This is a genomic window from Nocardia sp. NPDC060249, assembly GCF_042728755.1.
Taxonomy (GTDB): domain Bacteria; phylum Actinomycetota; class Actinomycetes; order Mycobacteriales; family Mycobacteriaceae; genus Nocardia.
On sequence record NZ_JBHXAQ010000003.1, the window covers coordinates 454484 to 478004 of the forward strand.

The 23521-nt window shown below is 66.7% G+C and carries 28 protein-coding genes and 1 tRNA gene; 15 read left to right on the top strand and 14 right to left on the bottom strand.

What is annotated here, in order from left to right; translation table 11 throughout:
• Nucleotides 1-63: 63 nt before the first annotated feature.
• Nucleotides 64-1347: a phosphoribosylamine--glycine ligase gene (gene purD, locus ACFWFP_RS15870; RefSeq protein WP_379295616.1), complete on the bottom strand. Its 1284-nt coding sequence runs from the start codon at nt 1345-1347 to the stop codon at nt 64-66.
• A 215-nt stretch (nt 1348-1562) separates the two neighbouring features.
• On the opposite strand from purD, the gene ACFWFP_RS15875 reads away from it, so the two are divergent.
• The 9 genes from ACFWFP_RS15875 (at nt 1563) to ACFWFP_RS15915 (ending at nt 7159) form a co-directional block, all read left to right on the top strand.
• Complete coding sequence (locus tag ACFWFP_RS15875; RefSeq protein WP_378913857.1) at nt 1563-1940, top strand: PH domain-containing protein; 378 nt, start codon at nt 1563-1565, stop codon at nt 1938-1940.
• A 14-nt stretch (nt 1941-1954) separates the two neighbouring features.
• Complete coding sequence (locus ACFWFP_RS15880; RefSeq protein WP_379295618.1) at nt 1955-2380, top strand: HIT family protein; 426 nt, start codon at nt 1955-1957, stop codon at nt 2378-2380.
• An 81-nt stretch (nt 2381-2461) separates the two neighbouring features.
• On the top strand, nt 2462-2983 hold the full coding sequence (locus ACFWFP_RS15885) for a DUF3558 domain-containing protein (RefSeq protein ID WP_379295620.1): 522 nt from the start codon (nt 2462-2464) through the stop codon (nt 2981-2983).
• 34 nt (nt 2984-3017) lie between these two features.
• Nucleotides 3018-3410, top strand: coding sequence for a hypothetical protein (locus ACFWFP_RS15890; RefSeq protein WP_379295622.1), 393 nt, complete (start codon nt 3018-3020; stop codon nt 3408-3410).
• Nucleotides 3411-3424: 14 nt separating this feature from the next.
• Nucleotides 3425-4807, top strand: a complete 1383-nt coding sequence (locus tag ACFWFP_RS15895; protein WP_379295624.1) for a hypothetical protein — start codon at nt 3425-3427, stop codon at nt 4805-4807.
• Nucleotides 4804-5559 (top strand): ESX secretion-associated protein EspG, encoded by a 756-nt coding sequence (locus ACFWFP_RS15900; RefSeq protein ID WP_379295626.1) that lies wholly within the window; start codon nt 4804-4806, stop codon nt 5557-5559. Before ACFWFP_RS15895 ends, ACFWFP_RS15900 begins: the two co-directional genes overlap by 4 nt.
• Before the next feature lie 155 nt (nt 5560-5714).
• The gene (locus ACFWFP_RS15905; protein WP_379295628.1) at nt 5715-6140 is read left to right on the top strand and encodes a hypothetical protein; all 426 of its coding nucleotides are present in this window, start codon (nt 5715-5717) and stop codon (nt 6138-6140) included.
• A gap of 17 nt (nt 6141-6157) precedes the next feature.
• On the top strand, nt 6158-6409 hold the full coding sequence (locus tag ACFWFP_RS15910) for a hypothetical protein (RefSeq protein WP_379295630.1): 252 nt from the start codon (nt 6158-6160) through the stop codon (nt 6407-6409).
• 15 nt (nt 6410-6424) lie between these two features.
• A complete protein-coding gene (locus tag ACFWFP_RS15915; protein ID WP_379295999.1) occupies nt 6425-7159 on the top strand; it encodes a pyridoxal-phosphate dependent enzyme in 735 nt (244 codons plus the stop codon).
• A gap of 59 nt (nt 7160-7218) precedes the next feature.
• On the opposite strand, the gene ACFWFP_RS15920 is transcribed toward ACFWFP_RS15915, so the two are convergent.
• Both ACFWFP_RS15920 and ACFWFP_RS15925 read right to left on the bottom strand, forming a co-directional pair.
• Nucleotides 7219-8442, bottom strand: a complete 1224-nt coding sequence (locus ACFWFP_RS15920) for an RNA polymerase sigma factor (RefSeq protein ID WP_379295632.1) — start codon at nt 8440-8442, stop codon at nt 7219-7221.
• Nucleotides 8439-8786, bottom strand: a complete 348-nt coding sequence (locus tag ACFWFP_RS15925) for a YciI family protein (protein WP_379295634.1) — start codon at nt 8784-8786, stop codon at nt 8439-8441. Before ACFWFP_RS15925 ends, ACFWFP_RS15920 begins: the two co-directional genes overlap by 4 nt.
• A 196-nt stretch (nt 8787-8982) precedes the next feature.
• Between ACFWFP_RS15925 and ACFWFP_RS15930 the strand changes: the two genes are divergently transcribed.
• Nucleotides 8983-9303: an AbrB/MazE/SpoVT family DNA-binding domain-containing protein gene (locus ACFWFP_RS15930; protein ID WP_379295636.1), complete on the top strand. Its 321-nt coding sequence runs from the start codon at nt 8983-8985 to the stop codon at nt 9301-9303.
• 62 nt (nt 9304-9365) lie between these two features.
• Entirely contained in the window at nt 9366-9611 is a 246-nt protein-coding gene (locus ACFWFP_RS15935; protein ID WP_379295638.1) for a hypothetical protein, read from the top strand.
• A gap of 58 nt (nt 9612-9669) precedes the next feature.
• On the opposite strand, the gene ACFWFP_RS15940 is transcribed toward ACFWFP_RS15935, so the two are convergent.
• From ACFWFP_RS15940 to ACFWFP_RS15950, 3 genes are all read right to left on the bottom strand, one after another.
• Nucleotides 9670-9741, bottom strand: a tRNA-Thr gene (locus tag ACFWFP_RS15940).
• A 76-nt stretch (nt 9742-9817) separates the two neighbouring features.
• Nucleotides 9818-10054 carry an MbtH family protein gene (locus ACFWFP_RS15945; RefSeq protein ID WP_022565839.1) on the bottom strand — a complete coding sequence of 79 codons (237 nt, stop codon included), beginning with the start codon at nt 10052-10054 and terminating at the stop codon, nt 9818-9820.
• Between the two features lie 130 nt (nt 10055-10184).
• Complete coding sequence (locus tag ACFWFP_RS15950) at nt 10185-11018, bottom strand: alpha/beta fold hydrolase (RefSeq protein ID WP_379295640.1); 834 nt, start codon at nt 11016-11018, stop codon at nt 10185-10187.
• 174 nt (nt 11019-11192) lie between these two features.
• On the opposite strand from ACFWFP_RS15950, the gene ACFWFP_RS15955 reads away from it, so the two are divergent.
• From ACFWFP_RS15955 to ACFWFP_RS15970, 4 genes are all read left to right on the top strand, one after another.
• On the top strand, nt 11193-11351 hold the full coding sequence (locus ACFWFP_RS15955) for a hypothetical protein (RefSeq protein ID WP_165610244.1): 159 nt from the start codon (nt 11193-11195) through the stop codon (nt 11349-11351).
• Nucleotides 11352-11395: 44 nt separating this feature from the next.
• Entirely contained in the window at nt 11396-12925 is a 1530-nt protein-coding gene (locus tag ACFWFP_RS15960; RefSeq protein ID WP_378990802.1) for a trehalose-6-phosphate synthase, read from the top strand.
• A gap of 65 nt (nt 12926-12990) precedes the next feature.
• On the top strand, nt 12991-13704 hold the full coding sequence (locus ACFWFP_RS15965; RefSeq protein ID WP_379295642.1) for a response regulator transcription factor: 714 nt from the start codon (nt 12991-12993) through the stop codon (nt 13702-13704).
• Nucleotides 13701-15122 (top strand): sensor histidine kinase, encoded by a 1422-nt coding sequence (locus tag ACFWFP_RS15970; protein WP_379295644.1) that lies wholly within the window; start codon nt 13701-13703, stop codon nt 15120-15122. Before ACFWFP_RS15965 ends, ACFWFP_RS15970 begins: the two co-directional genes overlap by 4 nt.
• Nucleotide 15123: 1 nt before the next feature.
• Here the strand turns inward: ACFWFP_RS15970 and ACFWFP_RS15975 are convergent, their stop codons facing one another.
• The 8 genes from ACFWFP_RS15975 to ACFWFP_RS16010 are packed head-to-tail and all read right to left on the bottom strand — an operon-like array spanning nt 15124 to nt 23518.
• Nucleotides 15124-15609, bottom strand: a complete 486-nt coding sequence (locus ACFWFP_RS15975; protein WP_379295646.1) for a h domain protein — start codon at nt 15607-15609, stop codon at nt 15124-15126.
• Nucleotides 15606-16346 (bottom strand): hypothetical protein, encoded by a 741-nt coding sequence (locus ACFWFP_RS15980; RefSeq protein WP_379295648.1) that lies wholly within the window; start codon nt 16344-16346, stop codon nt 15606-15608. The genes ACFWFP_RS15975 and ACFWFP_RS15980 overlap by 4 nt, the downstream gene beginning before the upstream one ends.
• Nucleotides 16343-17746, bottom strand: coding sequence for an MCE family protein (locus ACFWFP_RS15985; protein ID WP_379295650.1), 1404 nt, complete (start codon nt 17744-17746; stop codon nt 16343-16345). Before ACFWFP_RS15985 ends, ACFWFP_RS15980 begins: the two co-directional genes overlap by 4 nt.
• Complete coding sequence (locus tag ACFWFP_RS15990) at nt 17743-18969, bottom strand: MCE family protein (protein ID WP_379295652.1); 1227 nt, start codon at nt 18967-18969, stop codon at nt 17743-17745. The genes ACFWFP_RS15985 and ACFWFP_RS15990 overlap by 4 nt, the downstream gene beginning before the upstream one ends.
• A complete protein-coding gene (locus ACFWFP_RS15995) occupies nt 18966-20231 on the bottom strand; it encodes an MCE family protein (RefSeq protein ID WP_379295654.1) in 1266 nt (421 codons plus the stop codon). Before ACFWFP_RS15995 ends, ACFWFP_RS15990 begins: the two co-directional genes overlap by 4 nt.
• The gene (locus ACFWFP_RS16000; protein WP_379295656.1) at nt 20228-21295 is read right to left on the bottom strand and encodes an MCE family protein; all 1068 of its coding nucleotides are present in this window, start codon (nt 21293-21295) and stop codon (nt 20228-20230) included. The genes ACFWFP_RS15995 and ACFWFP_RS16000 overlap by 4 nt, the downstream gene beginning before the upstream one ends.
• Nucleotides 21288-22316 (bottom strand): MCE family protein, encoded by a 1029-nt coding sequence (locus tag ACFWFP_RS16005; RefSeq protein ID WP_379295658.1) that lies wholly within the window; start codon nt 22314-22316, stop codon nt 21288-21290. The genes ACFWFP_RS16000 and ACFWFP_RS16005 overlap by 8 nt, the downstream gene beginning before the upstream one ends.
• Nucleotides 22313-23518 (bottom strand): MCE family protein, encoded by a 1206-nt coding sequence (locus ACFWFP_RS16010; RefSeq protein ID WP_379295660.1) that lies wholly within the window; start codon nt 23516-23518, stop codon nt 22313-22315. Before ACFWFP_RS16010 ends, ACFWFP_RS16005 begins: the two co-directional genes overlap by 4 nt.
• Nucleotides 23519-23521: the final 3 nt, after the last annotated feature.

Genomic DNA, 23521 nt, shown 5'->3' on the forward strand with positions numbered 1-23521 from the left:
TGTGCCACCTTTCCCGCACGATCGTGATCAGCGGTCGCGCACCGCTGATCACCGATCGCGCGATTACCCCGTGACGCTGTTACGTTCCGGGACGACAACTTCGGTCGCGCCGATATCGGTCCGGAAATGACTGCCGGGGAGCTTGATTCCCGCGAGTCGCGCGTAGGCCCGCTCCCGCGCCTGCGCGAGATCCGCACCGACACCGACCACGTTCAGCACCCGCCCGCCCGCCGACACCAGCGCCTTGTCCGCGCGCTGATCCGTACCGGCGTGCAACACCAGCGTTTCGCCCTCCAGCGCGCCGTCGTCGGCGCCGGTGATCACATCGCCGGTGCGCGGTCGCGCCGGGTAGTTCTCGGCGGCGAGCACGACGGTGATCGCGGAACCGTCCTTCCAGCGCGGTGCGTCGACCTCGGCGAGGCGCCCGGTCGCGGTGGCGTGCAGCAGTTCGGCGAACGGGCTGTCCAGCAGCGCGAGTACCGCCTGGGTCTCGGGATCACCGAAGCGGCAATTGAATTCGACGACAGCCGGACCGTTCGTGCCGATCGCCAGACCCGCGTACAGCAGGCCGGAGAACGAGCTGCCCCGCGCGACGAGCTCGGCGGCGACGGGCTTCACCACGTCGTCGACGATCTCGTTCAGCGTCTCCGCGGGGAGCCACGGCAGCGGCGTGTAGGCGCCCATCCCGCCGGTGTTCGGGCCGGAATCGCCGTCGCCGACCCGCTTGTGGTCCTGCGCGGGCAGCAGCGGAATCACGGTCTCGCCGTCGACCAGGCAGAACAGCGACACCTCCGGCCCGTCGAGGAACGATTCCAGCAGCACCGGATGTCCCTGCTCGAGCAGTTCGGCGCCGTGATCGCGGGCCGCGCGCCGGTCGGCGGTCACCACCACGCCCTTGCCCGCGGCGAGACCGTCGTCCTTGACCACCCAGGTCGGGCCGAAGCGGTCGAGCGCCGCGTCCAGCTCGGCCGGATTGTCGACGATCTCGCTGTGCGCGGTCCGCACCCCGGCCACCGCCATCACGTCTTTCGCGAACGCCTTCGACCCTTCGATCCGCGCCGCGTCGGCCGACGGGCCGAACACCGGGAATCCGGCCGCGCGCACGACGTCGGCGACGCCGAGCACCAGCGGCACCTCGGGGCCGATCACCACCAGGTCGGCGGCCACTTCACCGGCCAGCGCGGCGACATCACCGGCGGAGCAGGGATCGACCGGACGTAGCTCGGCGTGCTGGCCGATGCCGGGATTGCCCGGGGCAGCGATCACCGCCGTCACGGACGGATCCCGGCGCAGCGCCAGGACGAGGGCATGTTCACGGGCTCCGGAACCGATGACGAGTACGCGCACTGCCTCAGATTAGTCGCGCACTTCGCACGCACTTCGCACGCCCCGTGCCGATCCGAGGTCCGCGATCGGGTAGCGCGATCGTCACCCGCCGCGAAGGCGCCGCGGGCAGGCGATCGGGCCGTGACGATGCGGTTCAGCCCTCGCGACACGGGTTCGATTGCGCCACAATGGAACCAGGTGTGGCGCGGCGGCCGCCACCGAAACGGGGGAATGTCATGGGCCTGCTCGACGGGATGATGGGCAATGCCGGTCGCATAGATCCGGCCGCCGCCCAGCAGGAATACGCGAAACTGTTCGGCCAGGGCGAGCAGGTGTACGCCGCGTTCATCCTGGTCCGCGACGCGATGCTGTTCACCAATCGCCGCCTGATCATGGTCGACAAACAGGGCGTCACCGGCCGCAAGGTGAGCTACCACAGCATCCCCTACCGTTCGATCAGTCACTTCGCCGTCGAAACCGCGGGCACCTTCGACCTCGACGCGGAGCTCTACATCTGGATCGGCAGTGGCGGCGAGCCGGTCAAGCAGCGTTTCAACCGTCAGGTCGACATCTACGAGGTGCAGGGCATCCTGTCGCATTTCGTGTCGATCTAGCTACGCTCACCGGTATGGCATCCGTCTTCAGCGCGATCATCGCAGGTCAGATCCCCGGCCGCTTCGTCTGGGAGGACGACGAGTTCGTCGGCTTCCTCACCATCGGCCCCGTCACCCAGGGCCACACCCTCGTCGTCCCGCGCGCGGAGATCGACCAGTGGCAAGACGTGGATCCCGCCGTGATGGCCCGGATGATGGGCGTCGCCCAGACGATCGGCCAGGCCGTCCGCGCCGCCTTCGACGCCCCCCGCGCCGGCCTGCTCATCGCCGGCCTCGAGGTCCCCCACCTGCACACCCACGTCTTCCCCGCCTACACCATGGGCGACTTCGACATCTCGGGCGCGAACACCGACCCCACCCCCGAATCCCTCGACGAAGCCCAGTCCAAGATCAAAGCCGCCCTCCGCGACCTCGGCCACGGAGCGAACGTCCCAGCCTGAGTTCTGCCCTGGATGGAACCGAAACGACCGGGCACGCGTCTAAGACATCGAGTGGTCGTTGTGTGCGAAAGAGGAGAGACGATGCGACTGGTTGGCTTTGCCGCCGGGGTGTGCGCTGTAGTGGCGCTCGCCGGATGTTCCAAGGCGGTCGACGGGCAGCCCGAGGCCAGTGGGGCTCCGCTGACCAAGGAGCAGCTGTTCGATCCGTGCACGGTGTCGGACAGTGTGCTGCAGGCGGCGGGTCTTGACCCCGCGTCAAAGGACAGCAACTTGTTCTCGGTTCCCCGCGCTGAGTGGAAGGGATGTGGTTGGCGCGCGGATGGCTACTTCATATCGTTCATGTCGACGGTCTACACCACTGACGAGATCCGCTCGAACGACCGATACCACGACTTCAAAAATGTAGCAGTCAACGGCCGGGATGGCCTCCAGTTCTATATCGGCAACGAGACGCCCCCAGTGGAATGCGAAATAGCGTTCGATACCACTCAGGGCCGGGCTCTCATCAACGCGAGCAAATTCGTGGATAGTAAATCCTCGACCGATCCATGCACGCTGGCCACGAATGCCGCCCCGCATTTCGTAGGGTCCATTCCACGCTAGTCGTGGCCATATCTACGGGGAGACAGTTACAGCAATGGCAGACATGAATGCACTAGCAAAAGACTTCCAGACTTTGTCCGGCGAAGCAGCTGCAGGCCGACTCATTATCGAGTATGACGCAGCGGAGCGTTGCGCAAAGTGGTGCGACGACTACATCAACGATCTTCGAAACCTGTCTTCGCGCACGAGGAGGATGGTCGACGCCGACTCGTTCGGCAACCTCAACTCCGCCAAGACCCTAGCGAAGAAGTTCGCCGACCTGGCTGACGGCGGCGAGGGGACCGGTTCCTACCTCGACGCGGCCCGTCAGCATATCGAGATACTTACACAGATGGCGGATATGTACCGCAAAGCCGGTGCCGCGTACAAGAACTGCGACGAAGCCACTCAGCTCGCCATCAAGCAACAGACCAACAAAGTAGACTGAATCCGGGGGGATAAATGACTTTCTCAGATTTCATGAGCAAACTGGGCAGCGTCGCATTGACAGCGTCGAGCCCGTCCAGAATTAGCGACCGAATCGGCTCGTTGTTCGATTCCGACATCTCCGCCACGCAGTCCGAGCTTGACGCCCAGGCTGCCGGAAACAGCGCACGCTCTCGCATCTACGCCGAGAATTCCAGCCTCGCCACCGGATTTTCCGGCGAGTTCACGCCGCAGGTCGTGCCGCCCGTCATGGAACCGTTCCTCACTATGAGCCACTCGGACATCATGAAATTTGTCGAGTCGATCAACCCCGCGACGATGAGCACCAGCGTTCAAGCCTGGCGGCAGTTGGCGACCGATACCACAACGAAAGCCACTGCGTTCCACGACAATATCCAGAAGGAAATGGAACGGGGCTGGTCAGGGAGCGCGGCGAGCCAGGCGCTGGCAAGCACCAAAAGCTATCTCGCCGACGTACACAAGGTCGACCAGGCCGCATCCCTGATCGGCAACAAGATGGAAGAGGCCTACTCCGGCTTCAACCAGGTGAAGTACTCGGTACCGCACGAGTCCGACAAACAGAGCAGCACCGTAGCCGGAATAGCCTTGTCCACGCTCGCATCTGCGATCGTGCCCGGCAGCGGCGGCGCCACTTCACTCCTCATGGACAGCACCAGCGCAGGCCGCTCCGAGGCCGCCCAGGCCGCGGCTCGCCAGGTGATGGAGACCGTCTACAAGCCAGTCGCGCAACAGTCCGACACCCAGGTGCCGAAGGTACCGACACCGGCGAAACCCCAGTCCGACAAGCCGACCGGCGACACCACCAAGGACAAGCCGACCGGCACCACCACCGACAAACCCACCGGCACCACCAACAAGCCGAGCACCGACGACACCACCCCGTCTACCACGGAGCCGGAAACCTCCACCACCACCGACCCCGGTGACGACACCACCGACGACAGCACCACTGACGACACCACCGGCGACGAGACCACCGCCGCCACGACAACTCCGGAAACCCCCACGACCACTACCCCGTCAGGAACCACTCCGGGCACGACCCCGGCCGGCACGTCCACCGGCGGACTCGGCTCCGGTGGCGGAGCAGGCGCGGGCGCTGGTGCCGGAGCAGGTGCGGGCACACCCGGCGCGGCTGTCCCCGGGACCGCCGGTCAGAAGCAGGGCGCCGGTGCGGGAGCGGGTGCGGGTTCCGGTGCGTCGTCGGGCCGCTCTGGCATGTCCGGCATGGGCGGAATGGGCGCCCCCGGCGCGCGCGGCGGCGGCAAGGACGACGAGAACGAGCACCAGGCCCCCGACTACTTGCGCGGCGTCCACGAAGAACTGCTCGGCCCCGAACGCCTGCACGTTCCGCCGGTGATCGGCGGCGACGCATGACCGACACCTGGGAGCTGACCCCGTTCGAATTCTGGGTCGCCTGGGAAACGCTCGGCCGCGATCGCATGCCCTGGCCCCTCACCTTCACGGCGGGTGTCGAAACGCAGGTCGAGTTCGACCGGGAATGCCGGCGCGCCGCGGATTCGCTGATTGCCAAGATGGGCACCGACGAATCCCTCTACCACGCCTTACACGCCCTGGCGCACCCAGATATCCGCGTGGAACTGTTCGGGCACCGCTTCGACGGCCGCACCCGGATGGTCCGCGCGTGCGCGACCACCGAAGCGAGCAACGGCGTCGTCGCCGCCCAGCTCCCCGGTCCGGAATACGGCCAGGGCGGCAACATCCTGATCTCGCTGCGCCCGGCCCACGCCATCGTCACCCGCCTGCTGGCCATCCTCCCGAAAACCCCGGCGGGCACCACCGGCGGCTTCAACGTCCACCGCGACGACTTCACCACCACCCCCGACCCCTACGCCCGCCACCGCACCCCCGCCGAACACGCCCTCAAATTCCTCAAACGCCCCTTCACCGCCTACGCGGAATTCCGCGTAGCCACCGGCCCGGCCCTGGACGGCTGGCAAGAAGGCGGCACCACACTCCAACTGGTCGACTACACCGACGACGGCCGCTACCTCATCCAAGAAGGCGAACGAGTGGAAGTAACCCCCACCACCCCCGACCGAATCGAAGCCCACCTCCATCACCTGATCGAGAAGGCCACCGCCGCCACCCGCCAATCAGCCTGGTAGCCAACGGCACTGGTGGAGAATCCACAGCGGAAATCGTGTACAGCCCGGGGTGTCTGGGCACGATTTCCTCTGTAGCCCGGTTTTCTGACACTTGTTCTTTCGCTCAGGAAACGATGTACTGGGTTCCGGTTCGTTCCTATCGGGAGGTTTCGCGGATGCGTTTGATCGTTGGGCTCACCACCATCGTCGCGATGTCCCTGCTCGGGGCCGGAACTGCGGCGGCGGAGGTACGCGAGGCGAAGGTTCAGTGCCTCGGTTCGAACGCGAATTTTCATCTGTACCCGTTCTATCTGTCGCTGGTGGCGACCTCGTCGGACGACCGGCCCGGCACCGTCTCGGTCCAGCCGCGCGGCGAGTCGAACTTCGGCCCCTTCGGCTACCACGCGACCGTGAACTGGACCAATCTCGATACCGGCGAATCCGGCGTCGTCGCCCAAGACGGCACCGTCGGCGGCAACATGCCCAGCTTCGACGTGAACACCGGCTGGGGCACGGTCCGTCTGACCGGTGCGGTAGGAACCTCCGGCCTGTCCGCGGGGCAAACCATGCAGTGCTCCGGCGCAGATCTCTCCGTGCTGTAGCGCTCGTCAGCCAGCCGATGGACACTCCTCTTCTGCACCAACGTTTTCCACGCCTACGCGAAACCCTGCCGCATATCGGACTGAGCTCCGGTCCGACACCGGTTCGCCGGCTCGAGGCGCTGCCTGCCGGTGGCGCGCCGGTCTGGCTCAAAGACGACGGCGCATTCGGTGACGGCGGGTGGGGTGGCAACAAGGTCCGCAAGCTGGAATGGATTCTCCCCGACGCACACCGGCGCGGCGCCCGGACGATTCTGACCGTCGGCGGATAGGGGACGAACTGGGGACTGGCCGTCGCCCTGTACGCGCGCGATCACGGGCTCGCCACCGTGCTCGCCCTCGTCGACCAGCCCGTGGACGAGCACGTACGCGCCCAGCTGAGCCGACTCGAGAACTGTGGCGCCGAGCTGTATTTCACGCATTCGAAGACGCGGACCATCCTCACCGCGCCGATGCTGTTCGCCCGGCACACCAGCGGGGGCCATCTGCCCTACTACCTGCCGCCCGGCGGATCTTCGCCCGTCGGTGTCCTCGGATACGTCGAGGCCGCGCTCGAACTGGCCGGACAAGTACGCCGCGGCGAGCTACCCGAGCCCACCCACATCGTGACCGCCGTCGGGTCCGGCGGCACGATCGCGGGACTGCAACTCGGTTTGCGGATGGCGGGCTTGACCACCCGAGCAGTCGGTGTCGTCGTCAACGACACGCTGCGGTTGGACCCGGCGACGATCACCCGGCTCGCCCGCCGTACTGCGCACCTGCTGCGTCAGCGCGGCGCGGATCTGTCCGGCCTCGAACCACGAGTCGAGGACATCGACATCGTCACCGACTGGCTCGGCAGCGGCTACGGCCACCCCACGCCGGAAGGCGCACGCGCCCAGACCTTGTCAGCCGACGGCGAGCACCTGCACCTCGAACCCGTCTATACCGCCAAGGCCATGGCGGCGCTCCTGGCGATGAACGAGCGGGGCGCATTCGGCGACGGCCCTGTCCTCTACCTCAACACGAACGGGCCGCGATGACCGAGCATGCCTGCGCCGACGCACACTGCGCGCTCTCCCCTGGATAGCCCCCGGCAGTTCTACACAAGATGCTCGCGCCTCCTGGTCAGGTACGCGCGCTCAGCCGGGTTCTGGGTGGCGGCGATCGCGGCGTCGTAGGCGGACCTCGCCTCGGCACTGCGCCCCAGCCTGCGGAGCAGATCGGCGCGGGCGGCGTGCCAGGCGTGGTAGCCGTCGAGTGGCAGTGAATCTATCTGTGCCAGGGCCACATTGGGGCCGTCGAGTTCGGCGACGGCGACGGCTCGGTTGAGAGCGACGATCGGGGTCGGGGTCACGGCGTAGAGCTGGTCGTAGAGGGCGACGATCTGGTTCCAGTCGGTGTCGCGGGCATCGGCCGCGTCGGTGTGCACCGCGTTGATCGCCGCCATGATCTGATAGCGACCAGGCGGGTCACCGCCCGCCGCCACTCGGCGCAGGCATTCACGTACCAGCGTGTGCCCCTCCGCGATGAGGGTGTGGTCCCAGCCGCCGCGGTCCTGCTCGTCGAGCGTCACCAGCTCCCCGCCCGCGAAACGTGCCGCGCCGCGGGCGTCGATGAGCAACATCAGCGCCAGCAACCCGGCAACCTCACCGTCATCGGGCAGCAGATCGCGCATGATGCGGCCGAGCCGAACGGCCTCCGCCGTCAAGTCGGCCCGCACAGACTGCGTGCCGGCCAGATAGCCCTCGTTGAAGATGAGGTAGATGACGGCCAGCACACCGCCGAGCCGATCGGTGACGTCATCGCGATCGGGTACCCGGAACGGGATGCGCGCGGCTTTGATCTTGGCCTTGGCGCGGGTGATGCGTTGCGCCATGGTCGTTTCGGCAACGAGAAACGCACGAGCGATCTCGCCGACCGTGAGCCCGCCGAGCAGGCGCAGTGTCAGCGCGACTCGCGCCTCCGGCGCCAATGCCGGATGGCAACAAGTGAAGACGAGCCGGAGACGGTCGTCGTTGATCGGTCCGGTCGGTTCGTGCGGTGTGTGATCGTCGATGATCATGGCTGCCTGGTGTTTCGCGTCGCGCAGTGATTCCCGGCGGATCCGGTCGATCGCGCGGTTGCCCGCGGTCTTCGTCAGCCAGCCGCCCGGGTTGGGCGGTATGCCGTCGACCGGCCACCGTTCGATGGCGGTGAGCAGGGCCTCGCCCGCGGCGTCCTCGGCGAGGTCGAGATCGCCGAAACGCCGGGCGAGCGAGGCGACCACCCGGCCGTACTCCTCGCGATAGATCCGATCGATCCTGGCGCGAGTGCCGTCGCTCATGCGCCGTCGAACGTCCTGATCTCGATCTTCTGCTCGCAGACCTTCGACGCCCTGGCGGCGATCTTCAGCGCGGCATCGAGGTCGGGCGCCGTCACGACCCAGAACCCGCCGAGGCATTCCTTGGTCTCGGCATACGGCCCATCGGTGACAACAACGTCAGCACCGGTGTTGTCGACCGTGGTCGCCTCGTCGATCCGCCCGAGCCCACCCGCGAACACCCACGCCCCTTCGGCCTTGAGCTCGTCGTTGAACCTCCCCGTCGCCTCGTACTGCGGCTGCGCCTCCTCCTGCGGAATGTCATAAACACTCGGGTCGACAACAACGGAAAGCAGGTACTGAGTCATGGCGATTTCCCTTCCTCGGTGGCTGCCGGTCGGCCGCCTCTACCCACACCACGAACAGACCGACCCGGATACGACAACTCTCGACGAGATTCCTCGATTTTCTCCGAAATAGGCGCATCGATCCACGAGGCTCGCGTATTCCGGTACAGCAGCTTTGCTGCTTGACGGCTTTACTGCTCAATGGGATAGTGAGGCGATGGGCAATTTTCGCGGATATGCGGCAATCCAGGGACGTGGCACGGTCGCACTGCCCGCCGAGCTCCGGAAGAAGTACCGGCTGGACGAGCCAGGTGCGCAGCTGGAGATCACCGAACGCGAAGACGGCGTGATCGAGCTACGGCCCACGTTGCCGGTCCCGGTCGATGAGATCTGGTTCTGGAACGAGGGCCACCAGGCAGCTGAACGCGAGGCCGAAGCCGATGTCGAGGCTGGGCGGCACAGCACCTTCGACGACGCCGAATCGTTCTTGGCGCACCTCGACACCCTGGCATCGGGTCCCACCGAGGCAGTGGAGTGAAATACCGGACGCTGGCATCGTTCGATCGAGATCTGCGACGTCTGCCCGCTGAACATCAACGCATGTTTCAGCAAGCCCTACGCTCACAATTCCTGCCCGCCATCGACGCCGGAGCGTTCGCGGGCTCACCACCCTGGCCGACACGCCTGCGGATTCACAAACTGAGCAACTGCGAGGTCTACTCACTCACGTGGAATTTCACCTCACCGGACGGTAGGGCCACGTTCCACCTGGAGAAGACGAACGAGAGCGAGCCGATCCTGGTCTGGCGACGAATCGGCGACCACGGAATCTACGACCGCCCATAGCGCGGATCAGAGCACCGCATACAGAAGGCGCCCCGGGAAGAACCCGGGGCGCCGGTTGAGCCCCCTGTCAGGATTGAACTGACGACCTTCGCTTTACAAGAGCGGTGCTCTACCACTGAGCTAAGGAGGCGGGTGGTGCGCGACTATCTTAGCCGCGCACGCCAACCGCGCGACACCGGATTGGTATCACGCGGTGGCGGAGGAGATCAGGACTGGGCGCGGGCTGCGTCGTCGGCGGCCATCGCGTCACGCAGGCTCTTGGGCCGCATGTCGGTCCAGTTCTTCTCGACGTACTCGACGCACGCGGCCCGGCTCTCTTCGCCGAACACGACACGCCAGCCCGCCGGGACCTCCGCGAACGCGGGCCACAGGGAGTGCTGCTCTTCATCGTTGACCAGAACGAAGAAGCGGCCGTCCTCGTCGTCGAAGGGGTTGGTGCTCATTTCACCTCACTGGATACTGGCGCTGTGTACAGGATCACTGCGCGGCCGCGAAGCCACGAGCGTTGTGTCGACCCTAGCAAGGCATACGTTACTGGTAGGGAGTTACCCGATGCTGCCCCGGTCGGGTCGGTCAGGCGGCGAAGAAATCGAGCAGGATCTTGTTGACCGCCTCGGGTCGCTCCAGGTAGCCGTAGTGACCGGTATCCGGGACCTCCTGGTAGCGGGCGCCGGGAATGGCCTCGGCGACCTCGCGCGAGAGGTACGGCGGAATCATCCGATCATCGGCGAACCCAATTGCCAAGCAGGGCACCGTAATCGAACGGTACGCGGCGACCCGATCGAATTCGTGGTCCATCGCCCGCTGGGCACGGACACCGGCTGAGGGCGTCCCCACGCTGAACTCGAACAGGTCGAGCCAATCGCGCGCCGTGTTGGTGTCGGCCATCGTCGCCGGCGACAGATTCATCACGGCGCTCAACGCCGCCTCGAATTTCGCGGGCAGCTTCACCGCCGAGGCGTCGAGCTCCTGCTCACCGACCGACAGCGTCTTCTGGAACTGGTCCAGCCTGCCGTGTCCGGCCATGAACACGGCCTTGCGCACCAGGTCGGGGCGGGCCAGCGCCAGCTCCTGCGCCACCCGCGCACCCATCGAGGTACCCGCGATCAGCGCGGGGCCTTCGTCGAGGAACTCGATCAGCGCGGCGGTATCGGCGACCAGCTCCTCGATCCGCATCCCGCCCGGGGCCTCGAACGACGGCGCGATTCCGCGGTTGTCGAACACGCAGACCCGGTAACCGGCCGCGACCAGCGCGGGAACCTGATGCAGCTCCCACACTCGCCCCGGCGAGCCCGTCCCCATGATCAACACCACCAGCGGACCACCGCCCTTGACGTCGGTGCCCTTGGTACGGTCGCCCTTGACCTGATAGTTCAGTGCGATGCCGTTCACCGTGGCCAGTGGCATGAAAGAAACCTCTCTCCGGGGTCGATCGTGTACTCCCCCACGGTAACGGGACCGCCACGACACGGCACCGGGGCGGGGTGTTCCGCGTCGCTACTTCATCGGCCGTGCGCCGGCGCCCGATAGTATTGACCACTCGCAGGTAGAGCGCAGGGAAACCGGGAGGACGAACCCATTATGGCCGCGAAGAGCACCGCCAACGACATCGCCGACGACGAACTCGAGCCGCTTGCCGACGAGACCGCCCGCCAGGCACAGAAGGTCGTCGCGGCACACGCCGAAGACGCCGACGAATGCCGCATGCTGCTGTCGATGCTCGGCATCGCCCCCGCCTGACACAGCGCACCCCTGCGACGCATAAGGATGCGTGAGTGGACCAAATGATCGATCAACCGTCCAACGACCGTCCGTCCGAAAACAGTGAAACCCTCGTGCCGAACGGCGCTGGTTCGGGATTCGTTGTCGTCGCCAACCGGCTGCCGGTCGATCTCGAGCGACTGCCCGACGGCACCACCAGGTGGAAGCGCAGCCCCGGTGGGCTGGTGACCGCGCTGGAACCGGTGCTGCGCAGCAACAAGGGCGCCTGGGTCGGCTGGGCAGGTGTGCCCGACGTCGAGGTCGAACCGATCATCGAAGACGGGCTCGAGCTGTACCCGGTGCCGCTCACGGCGCAGGAGGTGGAGGACTACTACGAAGGGTTCTCCAACGGCACGCTCTGGCCGCTGTACCACGACGTGATCGTGCGCCCGGTGTACGACAGGGCGTGGTGGGCAGCCTATGTCGAGGTCAACCGGCGGTTCGCCGAGGAGACCGCGAAGGTGGCCGCCGAGGGCGCCACGGTGTGGGTGCAGGACTACCAGCTGCAGCTGGTGCCCAAGATGCTGCGCATGCTGCGCCCCGATCTGACCATCGGTTTCTTCCTGCACATCCCGTTTCCGCCGGTCGAGCTGTTCATGCAGATGCCGTGGCGCACCGAGATCGTCGAGGGCCTGCTCGGCGCCGACCTGATCGGCTTCCACCTGCCCGGCGGCGCGCAGAACTTCCTCTACCTGGCCCGCAGACTGGCCGGTCAGCCCACCTCCCGCGGCACGATCGGGGTTCGCTCGAAATTGGGTGTCGTGCAGGTCGGTTTCCGCACGGTGCGCGTTGGCGCGTTCCCCATCTCGATCGATTCGGCCGAACTCGACGAGTCGTCCCGGCGTCGTTCGGTACGGGAGCGTGCCGCGAAAATCCGTGCGGAGCTGGGCAATCCCAAAAACATCATGCTCGGCGTCGACCGCCTCGACTACACCAAGGGCATCGACATCCGGCTCAACGCGCTGCAGGAACTGCTCGAGGAGGGCCGCGTCGACCCGACCGAGACGGTGATGGTGCAGCTGGCCACCCCCAGCCGCGAACGCGTGCAGAGCTACATCAAGATGCGCGGCGACATCGAACGTCAGGTGGGCCGGATCAACGGCGAATTCGCTCGCGTGGGCTACCCGGTCGTGCACTACCTGCACCGCCCGATCCCCCGCGACGAGCTGATCGCGTTCTTCATCGCCGCCGATGCCATGCTGGTGACGCCCCTGCGCGACGGCATGAACCTGGTCGCCAAGGAGTACGTGGCCTGTCACAGCGACCTCAACGGCGCGCTGGTGCTGAGCGAGTTCACCGGTGCCGCGGCCGAGCTGCGTCAGTCCTACCTGTGCAACCCGCACGACCTGGACAGCGTGAAGGACGCGATCATCGGCGCACTCGACGACGACCGCGACACCAAACGCCGCCGGATGCGGTCCCTGCGCCGCCAGGTGCTCACCCACGATGTCGAACGCTGGGCGCGTGCCTTCCTCGACGCTCTGTCGCAGGGCAACGTGGCGGGTTCGGCGCTGATGAGCGACGAGCAGACCTACCCCGCCGACCAACGCTAGCGGCACACAGCGACCTCACAGCGTCGGTCCAGCCACTTCCCAGCGGGGTGGTGGAGCATAGGGGCATGAGCGGTGTGCCTGATGTGCCCGAGGCGCGGGTACTCGTCGTCGACGACGAGCCGATGATCGTCGAACTGCTGGCGGTGAGCCTGCGCTACCAGGGGTTCGAGGTGGCGACGGCGGCCGACGGCGCCGAGGCGCTGGATCGGGCCCGCACGTTCCGCCCGCAGGCGCTGATCGTCGACGTGATGATGCCCGGCATGGACGGGTTCGGCCTGCTGCGCCGGCTGCGCGCCGACGGGATCGACGCGCCGGTGCTGTTCCTGACCGCGCGCGACGAGGTGGACGACAAGATCACCGGGCTCACCCTCGGCGCCGACGACTACGTCACCAAGCCGTTCAGCCTGGAGGAGGTGGTGGCGCGGCTGCGGGTGATCCTGCGTCGCGCGGGCCACACCGAACCCGAGAAGGCGAGCACCCGGTTGCGCTTCGCCGACATCGAACTCGACGACGACACGCACGAGGTGTGGAAGGCGGGCGAACCGGTGGCGTTGTCCCCCACCGAGTTCACGCTGTTGCGCTACTTCATGGTGAACGCGGGCAGCGTGCTGAGTAAGCCTCGCATCCTCGATCACGTGTGGCGCTACGACTTCGGTGGCGAGGTGGGCGTGGTGGAGACCTACGTGTCGTATCTGCGCAAGAAGGTCGATACCGGCGAACAGCGATTGATCCACACGCTGCGCGGTGTCGGCTATGTGATGCGTGAGCCCACGCGGTGAGCAGACTCCCCCTGCGGGTGACGCTGGTACTGATGCTGGTCGCGCTGGCCGGATTCGGTTTGGTCGCTTCGAGTTTCGTGGTGACCAAGGCGATGGAGAACTCGCTGCAGAACCGCACCGATCAGCAGTTGCAGGACGCGGCGATGGAATGGGAGCGGCGGGTGGGGCTGCCCGCGCCGAATCTGCCTCCGCCCTCCTCGGAGTCCGGTCAGCCGCCCGGGCGCTATTTCGTGAAAGCCGAGAGTATCGACGGGACCCGAAAGGTACTTCTCGACAACGTCTTCGGTACGGACGCCCAGCCCGATCTTCCCAACCCGCCTGCGCTACAGCCGGTGACGGTCGGCTCGTCGGACGACTCGGGCGATCAGTGGCGGGTGCTCACGGTCAACGGTCATCGCGCCTCGGCGACGGTCGCGTGGCCGCTGGCCGAGAACATCGAAACGGTGCGCAAGCTCGTTGTGCTGCAACTGATCGTCGGCGCGATCGTGCTGCTCGCGCTGGCTGTCGCGGCCTATTTCGTGGTGCGCGGCAGTCTGCGACCGCTGCATCGGGTCGAAGCGACAGCGGCGGCGATCGCGGGAGGCGAGCTGCACCATCGAATCCCGGTGCACGGCAACGTCACCGAGGTCGATCGACTGTCACGATCGCTGAACAGCATGCTGACCCAGATCCAGCAGGCGTTCGCCGCCACCGAGGCCTCCGAGACCGCCGCGCGGGCTTCCGAGGCGAAGATGCGCCGTTTCGTCGCCGACGCCAGCCACGAACTGCGCACCCCGCTCACCACGATCCGCGGCTTCGCCGAGCTGTACCGCCAGGGCGCGACCACCGACCCGGCGATGTTCATGAACCGCATCGAACACGAGGCGCAGCGCATGGGCCTGCTGGTCGAAGACCTGCTCATGCTGGCCCGCCTCGACGCCCAGCGCCCCGTGGAACTGGGCCCGGTGGACCTGCTGGCGGTGGCCGGCGAGGCCGTCCACAGCGCCCGCGCGGTGGAAGCCGCCGCGGGACAACACCGTCCGATCACCCTCGAGATCGCCGCGGGCACCGGCACCCTGGAAGTCCGCGGCGACGAACACCGCCTCCGCCAGGTCCTCACCAACCTCCTCGACAACGCCCGCTCCCACACCCCCGACGGCACCTCGATCACCGTCCGCCTGACCCCCGCGGCCGACGAGGTTCAGCTCGAGGTCGTCGACACCGGCCCCGGGCTCACCGACGAGGAAGCAGACCACGTTTTCGAGCGCTTCTACCGCGCGGACATCTCCCGCACCCGCCGCGGCGACAACCGCAGCGGGAGCGGGCTCGGTCTGTCGATCGTGGCCGCGCTCGTCGCGGCGCACGGCGGCACAGTGCGCGTCGAATCCACGCCGGGCGGCGGTGCGACGTTCGTCGTGCGCCTGCCGCGCGGCGAATAAGTCAGACCGGCGTGACCTGGGAGACCAGCCAGCGGTTGCCGGACTTGTCCAGCGATACCCGGACGCGGCTGCCCGAAGTGGCGCCCTCCGGTGAGTCCTTGCTGGTGGTCAGCTGGTTCAGGTAGAGCAGGACGACCGCCTTCTCCGGGTCGGCGGAGACGACGCCCTCGGCCTGGGTGGTGGCCTTGACGGTGAGCTGCTTCTCCTTGGCGCCCGGCGCGATGGCCTGCTCGATCAGTTTCAGGTAATCGGCCCGGAACGACTCGGTGAGATTGTCGGCGGCCCTCGGCAGTTCGGTGTCGACGGTGGCGGGCTCATAGGTGAACATCGCGCTCACCGTCCGGCTCGCGGTGCTCATGGCGTCGGTGCGCGCCTGCTCGGTCTTGTCCTGCTGCCACAGCTGATACCCGCTGACGCCCAGGACAACGGCCGCGATCACGCCGGCCGCGGCGAGGGCGCCGAAGACCATCTTGATGTGCTTGCTCATCCCACGAACTCCACTTTCGACACGGTCATCCCGGAATCGCCCTTCGACACGGTGATCCGGAATCGGTACTGGCGCGCCTGCGGTTCGGCCGACCCGGTGTTGCTCACCATCTGCTTCGCGGCGACCAGCACCTTGGCCGAGTTCTCGTCGACGGACTCGATCCCCGACTCGACGACCTCGCCGGTGGAGACCACCTTCGCCTGCTTCACCACATCCATGAACGGGTCGACGCGACCGTCGAACTCGTTCTTGAACTCGCCCGAGGCCACCGCCAGAATCCGGTCGATGTCCTCCTTGGCGGAGTCGGCGCGGATCGTGGTCAGGTTGATGACCGCCTGCCGCGCGGTCTGGGTGTACTGCGCGCGCAGATCCTCGTCCTGATTGCCCGACCGCGCCGCGAGCGCGGTGAACGTGGCACCGGCGACCAGGGCCAGCACCAGCACCGCGGCGGCGGCGAGCCCGATGATCTGCCCGAGCCGCGTCAGCTTCGCGTCTTCCTCGTCGAGCTCGGCCGAGTCATCGTCGGCCTCCTCGTCCACCACCGCGGCCTTCGTCAACTCGACGGGAGCCGCGACGACTGTGGCTTGCTCGTCCGTAGCCACCTCGGCATCGGCCACTGCAGCCGATTCGACCGCAGCCGCGTCGACTGTCACGTCGACGACCCGCACATCCTCCACCGGCGGACCCGCCGACCTGGCTGCCCGCCGACGCGGGCGGCCGTTGTTGCTCTCACTCATCTCTGCTGCTCCTCCAACATCGCCTGCCAGCTGGCCGGGACAGCGCCCGAGCCATCGGAGGCGATATCACCTTGGCGGTACATGCGTCCGTCCGGGCCGAGATAGCTGCCCGTGGACGGATCATAGGGGCGCGCGACGGCGGGGGTGACTCCGCCGGTGGACGCGCCGGTGGGGGCCGAGGCCGGGGCTACCGGCTGCGGCGCGCCGAACGGCGGGTTCGTGCCCTGCGGCACGTACCCCGTCCGGCACAGTTCGGGAGTGGGTGCCCGGACACCGGGATACTCCATGCACGGACTGTTGCGAATACCGCGCACTTCGATCGGAGAATCCTGCGCTACCTTGCAGTACAGCCCTTCCGGAGTGTCGATCGGGCTGAAGTCACTCGGCTCACGCCACTGATCGGGGGGCAGGAAGCCGGTGGTGCAGGCGGGCGGGTCGTGGACCACGGTCATGAAGTCGACCATCGCGCCGTACTTGGTGGGTCCGCGCAGGACCGTCCGCAACGCCGCGATCAACGGCGGGAAGACGACCAGAAGTTGTTCGAGACCAGCGTGATACGTCACCCCTACCTGGCCGAGGCTCACCAGATTGCTCGCCAGCAGCGGCAGTGTCGGACGCAGACTCTGGAACTGCTCGGTCACCTTTTGCATCGCGGAAGGGCTGTCGCGCAACAGGTTTCGCAAGGTCGGGTCGGACTGGCGGAGCTGATCGGTGAGGGTCGCGAGATCTGTTGTCCAGGAACGGATATTGGCATCGGACTGGATCTGGGTGTCCAGCAGCGGGCCGATCTGATCGAGCAGCTTCTTCGTCGGTTCCACATCGGTTTCGGCCTGCTGCACCAGCAGCGCCGCCGAGTCGATGAACCGCTGCAGGTCGGGGCCCGCGCCGTTGAACGCCAGGAACGCCTCGTCGATCACCTGGCGCAGCCGGGTATCGGCGACGGTCGAGAGCAGCTTGTCGGTCTGATCGAGCAGCGAGCCGACGTCCTGCGGCAGCTTGGTGCGCTCCACCGGGATCACCGAACCGTTACGCAGATCGCCCGAGGTGGAATTCGCCTCCGGCACCAGGTCGACGTACTGCTCGCCGATCGCCGAAACACTGCGCACCCAGGCGATCGAGTCCGACGGCACCTTGTAGTCGCTGTCGATCGACAGGTCCGCCTCGACCCCCGCCGGGGTGAGCCGCACTGCCTCGACCTTGCCGATATTGGTGCCGCGGTAGGAGACGTTGGCGGTCGGATACAGCCCGCCGGTGGCGGCGAGCTGGACCGTCACCCCGTAGCGGCCGATCCCGAACATCGCGGGTAGCTGGATGTATGTCCCGCCCATCACGACGAGACCGATCACGGTGAGTACCGCGAAGATCGCGAGCTGAACGTGAACGAACCTGGTGAGTTTCATCGTCCCGCCCCTTCCTGGCCGGGCAGCGGCACGGTGATTCCGGGGATGGCAGGCAGGCCGGGAATGGACGGCAATCCGGGCAGAGTGGGCGTCGGCGCCGCACTGGGCGCGGGCGCCTGCGGGAGCTTGGTCGGATCGCCCGCGTCGGTTGCCGTCGACGGCGCGAAACTACCGAGCACGCCCTCGACGCCACCGAAGCGCCCGCCGAGCGGTGTGCCGGTGAGCCAGTTGCTGTCCAAGCGCTTACCGGTCAGGTCGAAGGTGATGTAGAGGTTGAGGTAGTCACCCTTGATCGCGTTGCCGATGTTCTTGATCGGGAACGGGAAGGAGGGGATGATGCCCATCGCGTCGACGAGGTTGGTGCCGGTGTTCGCCAGGGTCTCCAGCACCGGGCCGAGGCTGGCCAGGTTGGCCTTCAGATCGTCACCGCTGGTCTGAATGATCCGCTCGGTGACATCGCTGAGCTCACCCAGCGCGGTAACCGCCCTGGTGATGTTGGCGGTGCGGTCGGCGAGCGCGGTGAGCGCGGGATGGATCTCGTCGATCGCGCGGGCCAGCACGTCCTTCTGGTCGGCGAAATTGCCCGCCAGCCGATCGAGGCCCTCCATCGCGGCGATGATGTTGCCGGTCTGCCGGTCCAGGCCGGTGGTCAGCTCGTTGAGCTGCGGCAGCAGGTCGGCGATCTCGGCCTCGCGACCGTTGAGCGCCGCGTTCATCTCCCTGGTGATGGTCTCGAGCTGGGCGATGCCGCCGCCGTTGAGCACGACCGACAGCGAGGACAGCACCTGCTCGGTGGTCGGGTAGGCACCGGCGCGCTCCAGCGGGATCACGTCGTTGTTTCGCAGTTGGCCCTCGGCGGGCGTCTCGGTCGGCGGGGACAGTTCGACGTGATTGCTGCCGAGCAGACTGGTCTGCCCGATCTTGGCGATCGCGTTGGCGGGCAGTTTCACCTCGGGATTCAGCGACACCGTGACCAGCGCGTGCCAGCCCTCGACCTCGATCCCGGTGACATTGCCGACCTCGACGTCGTCCACGCGCACCGGCGAATTCCGGGTCAGCGTGGTGACATTGGGCATCTGGATCCGCACCGTGTACGAACCGGGGCCGGAGCCCTCGGAGCCGGGCATGGGTAGCGAGTTCAGCCCGTCCCACTGACAGCCGGTCACGCCGAGCGTCACGGCGACGCCCACCGCCAACCCGGCGAGCATCCGTTGGGGCGTCATCGTTGTCCTCCTGGAACCGCGAGTCCGGCAAGACCGTTCGGCACGGTGATCGGCGCCGTCGCCGGGGACGCAGGCGCGGACGGCACCTCCGCGGCCAAACTCGGCGGGCTGTACGTCAACTGGCCGGGCAGGACCTGCGCGCCGCCGACCGGGTTGAGCATGATCGGCACATAGTTCATCGCCAGCGAACTGATCACCGGGGCGATGAATTCCGCGCACAGATCCGCCGACCGGTCCGAGTCGTTGTGCTCGAGCGCGCGGATGGAACCGCAGAGGAAGGTCAGCGGGCTGGACGTATTGTTCAGTGACACAGAGCCGCTGAGCGAACCCTGGGCCGGCTTGTAGATCTGGTAGAAGTTCACCAGCGCGGTCGGCGCGGAATGCAGCAGCCGTTCGATCTCCGGCCGCTTGTCGACCAGCGTCTGGGTGACATCGGCGAGCCGCTCGACACCTTCGGTGAGCTCGGCGCCACTGCCTTCGAGGAAACGCTTCACATCGGCGAGCGCCACATCCAGACTGTCCAGTCCCGCACCCAGCTCCTCCGACGCACCGGCGAGAACCGAGGCCACCGAGGCCAGACGGCCGCCGAACTGCACGATCTGCTCGTTGCTCGCCGAGAGCACCTCGACGAACTTCTGCAGGTTGCGGATGGTGCCGAACAGGTCGGTTCGCCCGTCGGACAACGTATTCAGCGTCGCCGACAGCTCGCGCAGGGTGTCACGGAACCTCTGGCCGTTGCCGTCGAGGTTGTTGGCGGCAGTGTCGACGAAACGCCCGAACGAGCCTTGCGGGTCATCGCCGACCGGCCCGAGAGCGGTTGCGAGATTGGAGAGTTCGGCCTTGATGTCGTCCCACTCCACCGGGACGGCGGTGCGCTCGATCGGGATCTGCGCGCCGTCGGCCATCTTCGGGCCACCGTCGTAGGCGGGCGCGAGCTGGATGAACCTGGCCGACACCAGCGAAGGCGCGATCAGCACGGCGCGGGCGTCGGCGGGCAGGTCGATGCCGCGGTCGACCGACATCCGCACCTGTACCCGGCCCTCGCCGGGCTCGATCGAGTCGATCTTGCCGATCTTGACTCCGAGCATCCGCACCTCGTCGCCCTCGTACAGGCCGGTGGTCGAGGTGAAGGCGGCGGTGATCTTGGTCTTGCCGATGCCGAGGGTGGTGTAGACCCCGACCGCGACCAGCGCGACGATCACCACCACAGCGACCGCGAGCGTCCAGCGCGGCACGCCGCGGATTTTCGATGCGATGGTCATCGCGGCGGATCCTCCTCGGTCGGCTGGATGCTCGGCGTCCTCGGGTGCGTGAAGATGTCGATCAGGTCCTGCGGCAGGTGCTCGGGCCAGACCAGCGCATCCACCAGTGGTCGCAACTCGGTACTCGTCGCGTTCACCACGTAGGCGTTGAACCACGGACCGTTGCCGACCTGCTCGCCGAGTGCCGAGGCGTAGGGGCCGATACCCTCCAGCGCCTCCGTCAGGTTCTCCTTGTTGCGCTGCAACAGGCCGAGCACCGAATTGAGCCGGTCCAGTGTCGGTTTCATCTGCGCCTCGTTGTCGGCGACCAGCCCGGAGAGCTGCTTGGCAACCGAGTCGACGTAGACGATGAGCTGGTTGATGGCAGCACGACGGTTGTCGAGTTCGCCGAGCAGGTTGTTGCCGTCCAGCAGGAGCGCGTTGAGCTGCGAACTACGGTCGGCCAGCACCTTGGTGACGTTCTGCGCCCGGCCGAGCAGATCGGTGAGCGCCTGGTCGCGCGTGTTGATGCTGCGCGAGAGCGCGGTGACACCGTCGAGGGCGTTGCGCAGTGGGCCCGGCGTATCGGCGAAGGCGGCCGAGAGCACATCCAGGGTCTGGTCGACCTGATCCAGGTCGAGATCGCGGACGGTCGCGCCGAGGTCGCTGAGGGCCTCGTTGAGCGAGTACGGCGAGGTGGTCCGGTCGAGCGGAATGGTGTCGGAGGTACGCAGCGCGCCCTGTCCGGTCGGCACCACATCCAGGGATTTGCGACCGAGAACCGTGTTGGTCTTGATCGCGGCGGATGTCTTCTGGCCCAGCACAATCGACTCGTCGAGGGTGAACTTCACCAGCACCTTCGGCCCGTCGAGCGACACCTGTTCGACTTCGCCGGAACGCACACCGGCCACGTGCACCGGGTCGCCCGGCACCAGCCCGCCCGCGTCGACGAAGAACGCGGTGAAGGTGGCGCCGGAGCGGATGAACGGCAGCTTCGTGTACTGCAGGGTGGCGAGCGAGATCGTCACCACCAGCACAATGCCGACGATGCCGATGGTGACGGCCGACGACTTCTTCTCACTCATTGGGCGTACACCTTCCGGTCGCCTGCAGGCCCGGCATGTGCACTTCCATCGGCTGGCCGTTCGGGCCGTCGACGACGAGGTTGGTGCCGCAGATGTACAGCTGCAGGAACGAACCGTAGGCACCGACGCGGACGAGTTGCTTGTAGGTCTGCGGCAGCTTCTCGAGCACCCATTGGAGATGGTCGGAGCCGTTGTCGAGGTTGGTGGCGAGCCTGCCGGTCTGCTCGATGGTGTTGCGCAGATCGGGGCGTGCGGTGGTCAGCAGGTCGTTGAGTTCCTTGGTCGCACCGGCGATCCGCGGTAGCGCGGCGCCGATCGGATCGCGCTCGGCGGCCAAACCGCTGACCAGGCGCTGCAATTCGTCGATCGTGGTGGCGAACTGCTCGTCGCGATCGTCGATGGTGGCCAGCACCGTGTTCAGGTTGTCGATCACGCTGCCGATCAGGGCATCGCGGTCGGCGAGGGTCTTGGCGAAGCTGCCACCGCTGTTGAGCAGCGAGACCAGCGTGCCGCCCTGACCCTGGAAGATCTGCAGCAGCGCCGAGGTCAGGTCGTTGACCTGGCCGGGATCGAGCCCACGCAGCAGCGGCTTGAAACCGCCGAGCAGCAGGTCCAGATCCAGTGCGGGCGTGGTCTGCTCCTTGCCGATGGTGGCGCCGTCGGGCAGCTCGCGGGCCGAGCCCGGACCTTCCTTCAGCTCCAAGTACCGGTCGCCGACCAGGTTCTCGTACTTGATCGCCAAGCGGGTGCTGGAGAGCACCGAGTACTTGGTGTCCACGTCGAACTCGACATGGGCGAGATCGTCGTCGCCGACCTTCACCGAGGTCACCGAGCCGACCGGCACGCCCGCGATCCGCACCTTCGATCCCGGCAGCATGCCCGAGGAGTTGGTGAACACCGCCTTGTACCCGTTCTCGCTGGAGAACCTTGCCTGACTCAGCACGATCGCCAAGCCGGCGAACACCAACGTCATCACCACGGTGAAGATCGCGAGCTTGACCGTCGTCGCCGTGTTTTTCACCGTGTCACTCCCGGCAGTCCTTCCAGCAAGAGCTGGAAAACCTTTGGTGCGCTGTCGTTCAATCCGAGCGGCGTGGTGCTCGGTGTGTACACCGTGCCCTGACTGGTATCGGTCACCACATAGTTCGAGTGGCTGTCCGGTGCGCGGGTGACCACGCCCTCACAATGCGGTCCGCCGGTGGCGTTCACCTTGGGCAGGTCCTTGGGGTAGGTGTAGGGCTTGGAGCCGGGCATGAGCGAGGCGTTCATACCGACGCCGGGCAGCAGGCCGCCGAATACCTCCTCGGCCAACGGCATCAGCGGGCCGAGGCCGTCGATGATGCAGCTCAGCGCGGGTGCGTACTCGAACAGCAGGCTGGTCGTCGGCCGCAGCAGGTCGAGCGCAGTGACGAGGTCGGCTTCGTTCTCCCGCAGCACCGAACCGGTGGTATCCGACAGCCCGATCACGTTCACCAGCACATTGTCGAGCTCGGCTTGCATCTGCGACAGCGTCTTCGCGGTGACCGTGGCGTTGTCCACGGTGCGTAGCAGCGCGCCGGAGGCATCGGCGTAGATATTGGTCACCTGAGCCGTCTTGTCCAGATCCTGTTGCAGCGTGGGCAGATAGGGGTTGATCTCGCGCAGGTAGCGATCCGACCGGACGAGCAGGTCGCCGAACTTGTCGCCACGGCCCTGCAGTGCGGTGCCGAGCGCGGTCAGTGTGGCGTTGAGCTTCTCCGGCTCCACCTGGGCGAGCACATCGGACAGGTGCTGGAACAGCGTGTTGAACTCCACCGTCACCGACGTCGCCGCGACCGTGCTGCCGGGCTGCAGCGAGCTCGACGACGGTTGTTCGGGGACAACGAAGTTCACGTACTTGGCGCCGAACACCGTGGTCGAGCGAATGTCGACACCCGCGTTCGACGGCACCAGCTTCAGCTGTTCGGGGTCGACCTCGAGCAGGATCTGCGCGCCGTCGTCGCGCAGGCTGATCTCGGCGACGCGGCCGATCTCGACGCCGCGCACCTTCACCTTGGCGTCGGGGTCGAGCACCAGGCCCGCGCGCGGAGCGTCGACAAGCACTTTGGCGGTGGTGGTGAACACACCTTGAAAAAGGGCGAACGCGAAGGCCGCGAGCCCGACCAGCAAGCCGACCATTGTGAGCGCGGCGAGCTTGCGCCCGAGCCCGCCCTGCAATGCGGCAACGATCCGTGAAGTGTCCATCAC

Bases quoted from the DNA above. Each gene is read 5' to 3' on its own strand.
- ACFWFP_RS15930 (WP_379295636.1), top strand. From the start codon at position 8,983: ATGGGCAATTTTCGCGGATATGCGGCAATCCAGGGACGTGGCACGGTC.
- ACFWFP_RS15990 (WP_379295652.1), bottom strand. From the start codon at position 18,969: ATGACGCCCCAACGGATGCTCGCCGGGTTGGCGGTGGGCGTCGCCGTG.
- ACFWFP_RS15925 (WP_379295634.1), bottom strand. From the start codon at position 8,786: ATGACTCAGTACCTGCTTTCCGTTGTTGTCGACCCGAGTGTTTATGAC.
- ACFWFP_RS15900 (WP_379295626.1), top strand. From the start codon at position 4,804: ATGACCGACACCTGGGAGCTGACCCCGTTCGAATTCTGGGTCGCCTGG.
- ACFWFP_RS15960 (WP_378990802.1), top strand. From the start codon at position 11,396: ATGATCGATCAACCGTCCAACGACCGTCCGTCCGAAAACAGTGAAACC.
- ACFWFP_RS15945 (WP_022565839.1), bottom strand. From the start codon at position 10,054: ATGAGCACCAACCCCTTCGACGACGAGGACGGCCGCTTCTTCGTTCTG.
- ACFWFP_RS15965 (WP_379295642.1), top strand. From the start codon at position 12,991: ATGAGCGGTGTGCCTGATGTGCCCGAGGCGCGGGTACTCGTCGTCGAC.
- ACFWFP_RS15895 (WP_379295624.1), top strand. From the start codon at position 3,425: ATGACTTTCTCAGATTTCATGAGCAAACTGGGCAGCGTCGCATTGACA.
- ACFWFP_RS15935 (WP_379295638.1), top strand. From the start codon at position 9,366: ATGTTTCAGCAAGCCCTACGCTCACAATTCCTGCCCGCCATCGACGCC.
- ACFWFP_RS15920 (WP_379295632.1), bottom strand. From the start codon at position 8,442: ATGAGCGACGGCACTCGCGCCAGGATCGATCGGATCTATCGCGAGGAG.
- ACFWFP_RS15875 (WP_378913857.1), top strand. From the start codon at position 1,563: ATGGGCCTGCTCGACGGGATGATGGGCAATGCCGGTCGCATAGATCCG.
- ACFWFP_RS16000 (WP_379295656.1), bottom strand. From the start codon at position 21,295: ATGAGTGAGAAGAAGTCGTCGGCCGTCACCATCGGCATCGTCGGCATT.
- ACFWFP_RS15950 (WP_379295640.1), bottom strand. From the start codon at position 11,018: ATGCCACTGGCCACGGTGAACGGCATCGCACTGAACTATCAGGTCAAG.
- ACFWFP_RS16010 (WP_379295660.1), bottom strand. From the start codon at position 23,518: ATGGACACTTCACGGATCGTTGCCGCATTGCAGGGCGGGCTCGGGCGC.
- ACFWFP_RS15985 (WP_379295650.1), bottom strand. From the start codon at position 17,746: ATGAAACTCACCAGGTTCGTTCACGTTCAGCTCGCGATCTTCGCGGTA.
- ACFWFP_RS15885 (WP_379295620.1), top strand. From the start codon at position 2,462: ATGCGACTGGTTGGCTTTGCCGCCGGGGTGTGCGCTGTAGTGGCGCTC.
- ACFWFP_RS15890 (WP_379295622.1), top strand. From the start codon at position 3,018: ATGGCAGACATGAATGCACTAGCAAAAGACTTCCAGACTTTGTCCGGC.
- ACFWFP_RS15955 (WP_165610244.1), top strand. From the start codon at position 11,193: ATGGCCGCGAAGAGCACCGCCAACGACATCGCCGACGACGAACTCGAG.
- ACFWFP_RS15880 (WP_379295618.1), top strand. From the start codon at position 1,955: ATGGCATCCGTCTTCAGCGCGATCATCGCAGGTCAGATCCCCGGCCGC.
- ACFWFP_RS15995 (WP_379295654.1), bottom strand. From the start codon at position 20,231: ATGACCATCGCATCGAAAATCCGCGGCGTGCCGCGCTGGACGCTCGCG.
- ACFWFP_RS15905 (WP_379295628.1), top strand. From the start codon at position 5,715: ATGCGTTTGATCGTTGGGCTCACCACCATCGTCGCGATGTCCCTGCTC.
- ACFWFP_RS15980 (WP_379295648.1), bottom strand. From the start codon at position 16,346: ATGAGTGAGAGCAACAACGGCCGCCCGCGTCGGCGGGCAGCCAGGTCG.
- ACFWFP_RS15975 (WP_379295646.1), bottom strand. From the start codon at position 15,609: ATGAGCAAGCACATCAAGATGGTCTTCGGCGCCCTCGCCGCGGCCGGC.
- ACFWFP_RS15910 (WP_379295630.1), top strand. From the start codon at position 6,158: ATGGACACTCCTCTTCTGCACCAACGTTTTCCACGCCTACGCGAAACC.